Here is a 10,733-nt window from a genome sequence, read left to right as displayed (position 1 = left end):
AGCCCCGGCGCCCCCGTGGCCGACGGCCGCACCGTGCCCCCGGACGGGTCCAGCAGGCCCTCGCCCTCGAACAGCAGCGGCTCCAGCCGGGCGTGGTCGTGGAACCACTCGATGTGCAGGAAGTCCGGTACGGCCGCCGCCGGATGGGCGTGGACGTGCGGGGCGCAGTGCGCCGACAGCTGCAGCCCCTGCGACCGGGCGAGCGCGGCCACCCTCAGCCACTCGGTGATCCCGCCGCAGCGCGTGGCGTCGGCCTGCAGGCAGTCCACCGCCCCGGCCGCCGTCATCCGCGCGAAATAGGGCAGGTCGTAGCCGTACTCCCCGGCCGCCACGTCGCAGTCCAGGCGGTCGCGCAGCAGCCGCAGCCCCGCCAGGTCGTCCGAGGACACCGGCTCCTCGAACCAGCTCACCCCGTACGCGGAGAGCTCGCGGCCCACCCGCAGCGCCCGCCCCCGCGCGTAGGCGCCGTTGGCGTCCACGTACAGCTCGGCCCCGGGCCCGATCACCTCCCGGGCCAGCGCCACCCGCGCGAGGTCGCGCCCGACGGCCCGGCCCCGGTCCTGCCCGATCTTGATCTTCACGCGCGGGATGTGCAGGCCGTGGACCCAGCGCTCCAGCTGCGCCCGCAGCCGCTCGTCCGGTGCCGTGGTGAACCCGCCGCTGCCGTACACCGCGACCTCCGTGCACGCCGCCCCCAGCAGGTCGGCCAGCGGCAGCCCCAGCAGACGGGCCTTGAGGTCCCACAGGGCGATGTCCACCGCCGAGATCGCGCACGAGGCGATCCCCGGCCGCCCCGCGTTGCGCACCGCCCGGCACATGACCTCGTTCAGCCCCGGCACCCCGAACGCGTCACCCCCCTGGACCACCCCCGCCAGCAGCTCCCGCACCACCTCCGCGGCCGCCGCCGGGGCGTACGTCCAGCCCAGGCCGCGCACCCCGCCCGCGTCGGCCTCCACCACCACCGCGGTCGTGGCGTCCCAGGCCAGGGTGCCGTCCCCCTCCGGGGCATCGGTGGGCACGGTGTACGCAGCGACCCCGATCCGCTGCACCGGGGTGTCCCCGCCGTCCTTGCGCGCACGCATCCCGGCCCTCCTCACGTAGGGGCGTACCGCGCGCCTACCCCCGCGCTCCGCCCGCAGTCCTCCCGCCGGCGCGTGTGCGGACGGGGCGGGCGGGTAGGCGCGCAGAGGAACAGGACCACGCCGAACGGGAGGAACCGGCAGGACATGAAGGAGCGGCGGACTGCCGCGCGGCCGGACGGCGGTGAACGGGCCGACCGGGGCCGGCACGAGAGCAGGGAAGAGAGAGCCGACCGGCAGTGGCAGGAACTGATGCAGGAGATCAGGGTCGCCCAGACGGGCGTGCAGATCCTCTTCGGCTTCCTGCTCACGGTCGCCTTCACCCCGCACTTCCAGGGGATCTCGGCGACCGACAAGGCGGTCTACGTCGGCACGGTCGTGGCCGGCTCGCTCGCCGCGGGCGCGCTCATCGGCCCCGTGTCCTTCCACCGCATCGTCTCGGGCCGCCGCATCAAACCCCAGGCGGTGGTCTGGGCCTCGCGCCTGACCTTTGCCGGCATCGTGCTGCTGCTCGTCACGTTCACCTCCGCCCTCTTCCTCGTCCTGCGGGTGGTGACCCACGGGGCGCTCGTCCCGTACCTCGTCAGCGGGGTGGTGGCCTGGTACCTGCTGTGCTGGTTCGCGCTGCCGCTGTGGGCACGCGAGCGGCACACCGACGAGCGGCACACCGACGAGAAATGAGCCGACGCCGCCCGACCGCGGCCCACAGGGAGCCCGAAGCCATGGAAACGACCCGCAGTGAGCACCACCGCCACCCCCGCCGTCCCCACCGCCCGCGCCAGACCGTGGTCGTCACCGGGGCCAGCGCCGGGGTGGGCCGCGCCACGGCCCGTGCGTTCGCCGCCCGCGGCGCGCGGGTGGCGCTGATCGCCCGCGGCCGCGCCGGACTCGAAGCCGCGGCGAACGAGGTGGCGCAGGCGGGCGGCACCCCGCTGGTACTGCCCGCCGACGTCTCCGACGCCGCGCAGGTCGCGGCGGCCGCCGACCGGGTGGAAGCCGTCTTCGGGCCCGTGGACGTCTGGGTCAACGTCGCCTTCGCCACCGTCTTCGCCCCCTTCGAGGAGATCCGGCCCGAGGAGTTCCGGCGGGTCACCGAGGTCACCTACCTCGGCTACGTCCACGGCACGCGGGCGGCGCTGGACCGGATGCTGCCCCGCGACGCCGGCACGATCGTCCAGGTCGGTTCCGTCCTCGCCGAACGCTCCATCCCGCTCCAGTCGGCGTACTGCGGCGCCAAGCACGCCGTCCGGGGCTTCACCTCCGCCGTCCGCACCGAACTGATGCACCGCGGCAGCCGGGTGAAGGTGACGGTGGTGCAGCTGCCGGCCGTCAACACCCCGCAGTTCGCCTGGGGACTGTCGAGGCTGCCGCACCGCCCGCAGCCCGTACCGCCGATCTACCAGCCGGAGGTGGCCGCCCGGGCCGTCGTCCACGCGGCCGACCACCCCGGACGGCGCGTGTACTGCGTCGGCGGCCGGGCCCTGGCCACCGTGTTCGCCAACCGGCTGGTGCCGGGCCTGCTGGACCGCTACCTCGCCCGCACCGGGTTCTCCTCCCAGCAGACCTCCGAACCCGACCGCGGACCGCGCCCGCACAACCTGTGGAACCCCCTCGACGGCGACGACGGCCGGGACTTCGGGGCCCACGGCACCTTCGACGACCGCTCCCACCCGCGTTCCCCCGAAGCCTGGGCGGCCCGCCGCCCGCGCCTGCTGTGGACCGGCGGCGCGGCGACGGCGACGGCCCTCGCCCTGGCGGCCCTGCGCCACCACCGGACCGCCCACCGCTGAGGCAGCACGTGTAACCGAGAACCCGGCTCCACCCCCGCCGGCTCCGCACGCCCGGCAGCCCCCGCCAGGTCACGACGGCGTGCGCGTGCTCGCGCCGCCGGGTGCCGGGCGGTGCGCCCGCCCGCCGCCCGCCCCGCGACGCCCCCGCGCGCCCCCGTGCACGGCGCTCGGAGCCGCCCGCTCGGGGTGGCCGCCGTCGGGCAGCGGGCCGTCCATCGCGAGGGCCAGCGCCTCCGCCAGGTGCAGGGCCCGGCGGCCCGTGCCCGCCTGCTCGATCTGCGTCCGGCAGCTGAACCCGTCCGCCAGCACGAAGGCGCCGGCCGCGGTCGCGCGGACCGCGGGCAGGACGCCCTGCTCGGCGATGGCCGTCGACAGCTCGTAGTGGCCCCGCTCGAAGCCGAAGTTCCCCGCCAGACCGCAGCAGCCCGCGTCCAGCACGTCGGCGTCCAGCCCGGCCCGGCTCATCAGCTCACGGTCCGCACCCGTACCCAGCTCGGCGTACTGGTGGCAGTGGGTCTGCACCGTCGCCGCCCGCCCGGCCCGGGGCGCCCGCCAGGCGTCCGGCGCGTGGTGGACGAGCTGCTCGGCGAACGTCCGCGTCCGCGCGGCCAGCCGCCGGGCGTCCTCGACCCCGGCCAGCAGCTCCGTCGCGTCCGAGCGCAGCACGGCCGCGCAGGACGGCTCCAGCGCGACGACCGGCGTACCCGCCTCCAGCCACGGGCGCAGCGTCCGCACGGTGCGCTCCAGCACCCGGCGCGCGGTGCCCAGCTGCCCGGTGGAGATCCACGTCAGTCCGCAGCACACCGCCGCCGCCGGCACCGCCACCCGGAACCCGGCGTCCTCCAGGACCCGTACCGCTGCGCCGGCGACGTGCGGATGGAAGTGGTTGGTGAAGGTGTCCGGCCACAACAGCACCGTGCGCGGGTCGTCCGGCCGGGGCTCGGGACGGCGCGAGCGCCGCCAGGCCTCCTGGAAGGTCACGGACGCGAACGGCGGAGCGGCCCGCCGCGGGTCCACGCCCGCCGCCAGCTTCCCCACCCGCCCCAGCACCGGCGCCCGCAGCGCCGCGTTCGCCACCCCCGGAGCGGTGCGCGCCAGCCGCGCCCACAACGGGAGCCAGCCCAGCGAGTAGTGCGCGGCCGGCCTCGGCCGCCACCGGTAGTGCTGGGCGAGGAACTCGGCCTTGTACTTGGCCATGTCCACCCCCACCGGACAGTCCGACTTGCAGCCCTTGCAGGACAGGCACAGGTCCAGCGCGTCGCGCACCTCGGTGGAGCGCCAGCCGTCGGTGACGGGGGAGTCCCCGTGCCCGTCCAGCATCTCGAACAGCAGCCGCGCCCGGCCCCGGGTGGAGTGCTCCTCCTCCAGGGTGGCCCGGTACGACGGGCACATCACCCCGCCCTCGTGCGTACGGCAGTTGCCGATGCCCACGCACCGCTGCACGGCCCGCGTGAAGTCGTGGCCGTCCTGCGCGTACGCGAAGAACGTCCCGCGCTGCGGCCGCGGCCGCCACCCCGGCCCCAGCCGCAGGTCCGCGTCCACCGGATGCGGGTCGACCACCTTGCCCGGGTTCATCCGGTTCCCCGGGTCGAACAGCGCCTTGACCTCGCCCATCGCCCCCACCAGGGCCGGACCGAACATGCGGGGGAGCAGCTCGCCCCGGGCCTGCCCGTCACCGTGCTCGCCCGACAGCGAACCCCCGTACGAGGACACCAGGTCCGCCGCGTCCTCCAGGAAGGCCCGGAACGCGGCCACACCCCTGGCGTCGCGCAGCCCGAACGGGATCCGGGTGTGCACACAGCCCTGCCCGAAGTGCCCGTACAGGGAGGCCTGCTGATAGCCGTACCGCCGGTACAGCCGCTCCAGGTCGCGCAGGTAGTCGCCCAGCCGCTCCGGGGGCACCGCCGAGTCCTCCCAGCCCTCCCAGGTCTCCGACCCGTCCGGCGGCCGGGCGGTCACCCCCAGCCCCGCCTCACGGGCCTTCAGGAACTCCTGCTCCCGGGGCGGGTCGTCGGAGAACGCCACCGACGCGTCGTCCTCGCCGCGCCCGACGGCCCGCAGCAGCTCGTACGCCTGCCGGTCCGCCTCCTCCTGGCTCCCGCCGGTGAACTGGACGAGGAGCCAGGCGTCGCCCTCCGGCAGCAGCTCCAGGGAGTGCAGGTGGACCCCCTCCTCCCGCATCAGCTGCGCCATCCGCCCGTCGACGGCCTCGAGCTGGGCCGGCCGGCAGTGCTCCAGCAGGCCCGCGACGGCGTCCGCCGCCGCGTACACGTCCTCGTAGCCGAGGACCAGCAGGGCCTCCGCCGCCGGGACCTCGACCAGGGCGAGCTCCGCGCGCAGCACCGTCACCAGCGTGCCCTCGCTGCCCACCAGGGCCCGGGCCACGTCGAAGCCGTTCTCCGGCAGCAGGGAGTCCAGGTTGTAGCCCGACACCCGCCGGGGGATCTTCGGGTAACCGCGGCGGATCTCGGCGAGGTGGCGGGCGGCGATGTCCTTCAGCCCCCGGTGGAGCCGGGCCCGCCCGCCGCCCGCCGCGAGGATCCGCTCGTACTCCTCCGGGCCCGTGGGGCCGGCCCAGAACCGCTCCCCGCCGTAGCCGAGGACCTCCAGGCGGCGCACGTTGTCGACGGTCTTGCCGTACGCCTGCGCCGAGGCGCCGCAGCTGTTGTTGCCGATCATCCCGCCCAGCGTGCAGTGGCTGTGCGTGGCCGGCTTCGGGCCGAACTTCAGCCCGTACGGCTCCAGTTGCCGGTTGAGCTCGTCCAGGGCGATGCCCGGCTCGACCACGCAGGAGCGCGCCGCCGGATCCACCGAGACCAGCCGGTTGCAGTACTTCGTCCAGTCGATCACGACGGCCGTGTTCGTGCACTGCCCGCCCAGGCTCGTCCCGCCGCCCCGCGACAGGACGGGCGCGGAGAACCGCGCGCAGACGGCCACCGCCCGCGCGCCCGCCTCCACCGTCCGGGGGACCACCACCCCGAGCGGCACCTGCCGGTAGTTGGAGCCGTCGGTGGAGTACGCGCCCCGGCTGCCCGCGTCGAAACGGACCTCCCCCTCCACCTCGGCCCGCAGCGCCCGCTCCAGCCCGGCCAGGTCCACCGCGGCGGGGCCGGCCGCCATCACCCCGCCCCGCCGGGCAGGAAGTCCTGCATCTTCGCCTTCAGCCCCTGGCGCACCACGTTGCCGCGGTCGCTGTCCCCGTGCAGCACCGCCGAAGCGGAGGCCTTGATCTGCTCCCACGTGGCGTGCGGCGGGATCGGCGGCACCGCCGGGTCCGTCCGGAAGTCGATGACGAACGGCCGGTCCGCCTCCAGGGCCTGGCGCCAGGCCGGCCCCACGTCCTCGGGCCGCTCCACCCGCACCCCGCCGAGACCGAACAGGGCGGCCACGTCGGCGTAACGGACGTCCGGGACGGCCTGCGAGTCCTCGAACTGCGGGGCGCCCTGCATGGCGCGCATCTCCCAGGTCACCTGGTTGAGGTCCTGGTTGTTGAGCACCGCCACCACCAGCCGCGGATCCGACCACTCGCGGTAGTATTTCGCCGCCGTGATCAGCTCCGCCATCCCGTTCATCTGCATCGCGCCGTCACCGACGATCGCGATGCCCGGCCGGTCGGGGTGCGCGAACTTCGCCCCGATCAGGTACGGCACCCCCGGCCCCATCGTCGCCAGGGTGCCCGAGAGCGAACCGCGCATGCCGTCACGCATCCGCAGGTGCCGGGCGTACCAGTTGGCCGCCGAACCGGAATCCGCCGTGATGATCGCGTTCTCCGGCAGCAGCCCGTCCAGCCGGTGGACCACGTACTCGGGGTTGACGGGCTCCGCGGGCACGCCGGCCCGCCGCTCCATCACCTCCCACCAGCGCTCGGTCCCCGCCTCGATGCCGTCGCGCCAGGCCCCGTCCCGGCGGCGGTCCAGCAGCGGCAGCAGCCGGCGCAGCGTCTCGGCGGCGTCGCCCACGAGGTTGAGCTCGAACGGGTAGCGCAGCCCGACCAGCGCCGGCTCGATGTCGATCTGCACCGCCCGGGCCTGCCCGAACTCCGGCAGGAACTGCGTGTAGGGGAAGCTGGAACCGACCACGAGCAGGGTGTCGCAGTCCCGCATCATCTCGTACGAGGGCCGCGTCCCCAGCAGCCCGATCGACCCGGTGACGTACGGCAGCGTGTCCGGCAGCACGTCCTTGCCCAGCAGGGCCTTCGCCACCCCGGCGCCCAGGAGTTCGGCGACCTGCTCGACCTCCGCACGGGCGCACCGCGCCCCCTGCCCGACCAGAATGGCCGTCTTCTCACCGGAGTTGAGGATCCGCGCCGCACGCCGGATCTCCTCGTCGGCCGGAACGGGCGCGTACCGCGTCACACCCAGACTGGAGGGGACCTGCTTGAACGCATGGGCCGGCGGCTCGTAGTCGAGCTCCTGCACGTCCGCGGGGAGGATCACGGCCGTCACGGTGCGGCGGGCCGCGGCGATGCGCAGGGCCCGGTCCAGCACGTTCGGCAGCTGCGCGGGGACCGTGACCATCTGGCAGTAGTCCGAGGCCACGTCCTTGTAGAGGGACAGCAGGTCGACCTCTTGCTGGTACGAGCCCCCCATCGCGCTGCGGTCGGTCTGCCCCACCAGGGCCACCACCGGGACGTGGTCGAGCTTCGCGTCGTACAGCCCGTTGAGCAGGTGGATCGCCCCGGGACCGGACGTGGCCGCGCAGACCCCGGTCCGGCCGGAGAACTTCGCGTAGCCGACGGCCTCGAAGGCGGCCATCTCCTCGTGCCGGGCCTGGATGAACCGGGGCGCGTCCTTCGCCCGCCCCCAGGCGGCGAGCAGCCCGTTGATCCCGTCACCGGGATAGGCGAAGACGTGCTCGACGTCCCACTCCCGCAGGCGCTGCAACACGTGGTCGGCTACCTTCATCGTCCTGTTCCCTCCTGCTCGTCGGCGTTGCCGTCGCCTCGGCGATCACCCCGCCGTCATCAGCGCCGAACGGCCCCTGGTGGACGACGGCCTGCACGATCGCTCCCTTCGCGGCGGGTGCGGATGCGCCGGGCCGGCCGGCCTCTGGCTGCGCCTGCCCGGGCCCGCACACCCGAAACGCGGCCGTCCGCACCCGCCCGCCCCGCCGTTTGGCGTGCGGGGCCCGGGGCAGGCGCGCGGACGACGTTCGCGCACCGGTGGCCGCCCCACCCCGGGGACGGCCCGGCGGCGCGCGCAGGAACGCACAGGAACGCACAGGAACGCAAAGGACCAGGCCCACCATGACCACCAGCACCGACCACCGGCCGCGCGCGGCCCTCTTCGACCTCGACGGCACCCTCGTCGACACGAACTACCTGCACTCCCTGACCTGGTGGCAGGCCCTGCACCAGAACGGCCACGACATCCCCATGGCCCGCATCCACCGGGCCATCGGCATGGGCGGCGACCGGATCCTCGAACACCTCCTGGGCAGCGCCCACGACCACCGCCAGGACCAGCGCCTGAGGGACGCCCACCACGCCCTCTACGCCGCCTGGTTCGACGCCCTCCCCGTCCTGGACCGGGCCGCCGACCTGCTGCGGGCCATCGCCGCGCGCGGGCTGCGCATCGTCCTGGCGAGCTCCGCCTCCGCCGACGAGGTCGACGCCATCCGCGCCGCCCTCGACGTGGACGAGGTGATCCACGGCGCCACCTCCGCCGACGACGTCGACCGGTCCAAACCCGCCCCCGACCTGGTCCACCGGGCCCTCGCCCTGACCGACGCCGAGCCCGCCGACGCCGTCTTCGTCGGTGACACCGTCTGGGACGTCCAGGCCGCGGCCCGCGCCGGCGTCCCCTGCATCGGCCTCCTCACCGGCGGCATCTCCGAGGCCGAACTCACCGCCGCGGGACCGGTGACGGTCTACCGCGGCCCGCCGGAACTCCTGCGCTCCCTCGATTCCAGCCCCCTGGCGCGGAAGGCCCAGCGGCCCGGGGCATGAGGCGGGAGCCCGGCGGCCGGGGTACGCCGTGCCGGGCTCAGCGGGCCCGGCGCACCGCCCCGGACGCGGGTTCCGCCTCCGCCCCGTCGGCCACGTCGGCCGCGTGCGGGGCACGGTCCCCGGCCAGCGGCGGGGTGGGCAGCCCGGCCCCCTCGCGCAGCCCCCGCAGGAAGGCCGCCATGGCCTCACCCGACGCGTACCGCGGCTCCCACCCCAGGTCCCGGCGCGCCCGCGCCGAGCTCAGCAGGGGCAGCCGCAGCAGGGCGTCCAGCAGCCCCGGCGGGGCCGGCACCAGGTGCAGCCGCCAGGCCGCCGACAGCGCCGCCCGCGCCGGCCGCAGCGGCAGCCGCACCACCCGGGCCTGCAGCAGCCGGGCCAGCGCGGCCACGTCCAGCACGGGCTCCGCCGCCAGGTTGAACGCCCCGCGCACCGGCAGCCGTACGGCGGCGGCGTACGCGCGCGCCGCGTCGTCGGTGTGCAGCGCCTGGAAGCGCAGCCCCGGCAGGTCGGGCAGGACCGGCAGCAGACCCGGCCGCACCAGCCGCCCCGGCAGGAGCGGACCGGCGAAGATCCGCCGCTGCTCGGACGCCGACACTTCCTTGAAGAGGAACGCGGGCCGCATCCGCACCACCCGCATGTCCGGATGCGCCGCCTCGAACGCGTCCAGACACCGCTCCAGATAGGCCTTCTCACGGGTGTAGGCGGCCCCGGGCCAGCCGTGCGTCGGCCAGGACTCGTCCACCGCACGGTCGTACGGCGGCCCCGGCGCGTACGCTCCCACCGACGAGGCGTGCACCAGCGCCGGCACCCCCGCCGCCGCGGCCTCCTCGAAGACCCGCAGCGAGCCCAGTACGTTCGTCCGCCAGGTCTCCACCGGGTCGTGCGTCGGCTGGAACTTCCACGCCAGGTGGACCACCGCCCCCGCGCCCGCGAACAGCGGGCCGAGCGGCGTGCCGCCCGGGTCGACGTCGGCCGCGGCCCACCGGACGCCCGGCTGACGCCACCGGGGCACCCGCCGGGCCAGCCCCAGGACTTCCGTCACGTGCGGATCGGCGGCCAGGCGGCACACCACACTGGTGCCGGCGTTGCCGGTGGCCCCGGTGACGACGACCTTCACGGCTCAGGCCGCCCGGTCGTCCTTGCCGCGCCCCGAGAGCAGGTCACGGGCCCGGTCGACCAGCCCCAGCCCCGGCCCCAGCAGCTTGTTCGCCGGCGGCGTGGACGGGGAGCCCGGGTGCGGACGGGTCGGGGCCGTCTTCTTGGCGCGGCGGGTCTTGTCGCCCAGGTCGTCCAGGAAGTCCTGGCCGCAGGCGTGCCGCAGCGCCGGGAAGAGGTTCTGCTCCTCGTCGTGGATGTGGGCCAGGACGTCCGTCTCCAGTTCCCGCAGCACGGAGGTGAACCGGGTCCCGGCCGCGTCCTCCTCCTGGAGCTGCTTCATCAGCCGCTCCGCCCGGCCGTGGTCGGCGATCTCCTTGTCGGCGATCAGGTCGCCGTCCTGGAGGTGTTCGCGCACCGCCGGATACAGGTACTGCTCCTCGGCGACCGAATGGCGTACCAGTTCGATCGTGAGGAGATCGGCGAGGTTGCGCCGTTCCTCCGCCGAGGAGGTCCGGCCCAGCCGCTGGAAGTACTCCTTGACCTCGTCGTGGTCCGTCGTCAGTTCCGCCACCACATCGCCGCCGTGTCCCATGGCTCGGCGTCCTTCCGTTCGTAGGGTCGTCGTCTCGTTCGGGTCCCTGCGCGCCTGCCCCCGGCATGTCCTTCCATGCCTGGCCCCGAGGAGCCGGCCCGGGCCCTTGTCAGGGCCCGCCCTCAGTCCGGGGGCTCGGCCGGCGGGGGAGTGGCCCCGGCCCCGGGGCCGGAGCCGTCCGCCGGGTCCAGCCCGGTCCCGGCTCCGGCCCGCGCGGCGGCGTCGTC

General features: G+C 75.3%; 8 protein-coding genes. 3 read left to right on the top strand and 5 right to left on the bottom strand.

The window, feature by feature from the left end:
• A partial coding sequence (locus ACFVXK_RS33135; protein ID WP_389619224.1) for an enolase C-terminal domain-like protein occupies nt 1-1,082 on the bottom strand: 1,082 nt, incomplete at its 3' end.
• A 144-nt stretch (nt 1,083-1,226) separates the two neighbouring features.
• Between ACFVXK_RS33135 and ACFVXK_RS33130 the strand changes: the two genes are divergently transcribed.
• Nucleotides 1,227-1,760 (top strand): DUF6328 family protein, encoded by a 534-nt coding sequence (locus tag ACFVXK_RS33130; RefSeq protein ID WP_389619221.1) that lies wholly within the window; start codon nt 1,227-1,229, stop codon nt 1,758-1,760.
• A gap of 41 nt (nt 1,761-1,801) precedes the next feature.
• Nucleotides 1,802-2,869 (top strand): SDR family oxidoreductase, encoded by a 1,068-nt coding sequence (locus tag ACFVXK_RS33125; RefSeq protein ID WP_389619218.1) that lies wholly within the window; start codon nt 1,802-1,804, stop codon nt 2,867-2,869.
• Nucleotides 2,870-2,938: 69 nt separating this feature from the next.
• Here the strand turns inward: ACFVXK_RS33125 and ACFVXK_RS33120 are convergent, their stop codons facing one another.
• Both ACFVXK_RS33120 and ACFVXK_RS33115 read right to left on the bottom strand, forming a co-directional pair.
• Nucleotides 2,939-5,989, bottom strand: coding sequence for an FAD-binding and (Fe-S)-binding domain-containing protein (locus ACFVXK_RS33120; RefSeq protein WP_389619215.1), 3,051 nt, complete (start codon nt 5,987-5,989; stop codon nt 2,939-2,941).
• Entirely contained in the window at nt 5,989-7,773 is a 1,785-nt protein-coding gene (locus tag ACFVXK_RS33115) for a thiamine pyrophosphate-requiring protein (protein WP_389619212.1), read from the bottom strand. The genes ACFVXK_RS33120 and ACFVXK_RS33115 overlap by 1 nt, the downstream gene beginning before the upstream one ends.
• A 341-nt stretch (nt 7,774-8,114) precedes the next feature.
• On the opposite strand from ACFVXK_RS33115, the gene ACFVXK_RS33110 reads away from it, so the two are divergent.
• Nucleotides 8,115-8,816: an HAD family hydrolase gene (locus ACFVXK_RS33110; protein WP_389619209.1), complete on the top strand. Its 702-nt coding sequence runs from the start codon at nt 8,115-8,117 to the stop codon at nt 8,814-8,816.
• A gap of 37 nt (nt 8,817-8,853) precedes the next feature.
• Here ACFVXK_RS33110 and ACFVXK_RS33105 read toward each other — a convergent pair whose 3' ends face one another.
• A complete protein-coding gene (locus ACFVXK_RS33105) occupies nt 8,854-9,933 on the bottom strand; it encodes an NAD-dependent epimerase/dehydratase family protein (RefSeq protein WP_389619206.1) in 1,080 nt (359 codons plus the stop codon).
• A gap of 3 nt (nt 9,934-9,936) precedes the next feature.
• Nucleotides 9,937-10,506 (bottom strand): hemerythrin domain-containing protein, encoded by a 570-nt coding sequence (locus ACFVXK_RS33100; protein ID WP_389619203.1) that lies wholly within the window; start codon nt 10,504-10,506, stop codon nt 9,937-9,939.
• Nucleotides 10,507-10,733 lie beyond the last annotated feature (227 nt).

It is taken from the genome of Streptomyces sp. NPDC058157 (assembly GCF_042884105.1).
GTDB lineage: Bacteria > Actinomycetota > Actinomycetes > Streptomycetales > Streptomycetaceae > Streptomyces.
Note: the sequence above shows the minus strand (reverse complement) of the source record. Positions and strands in the feature narration are given on the sequence as shown.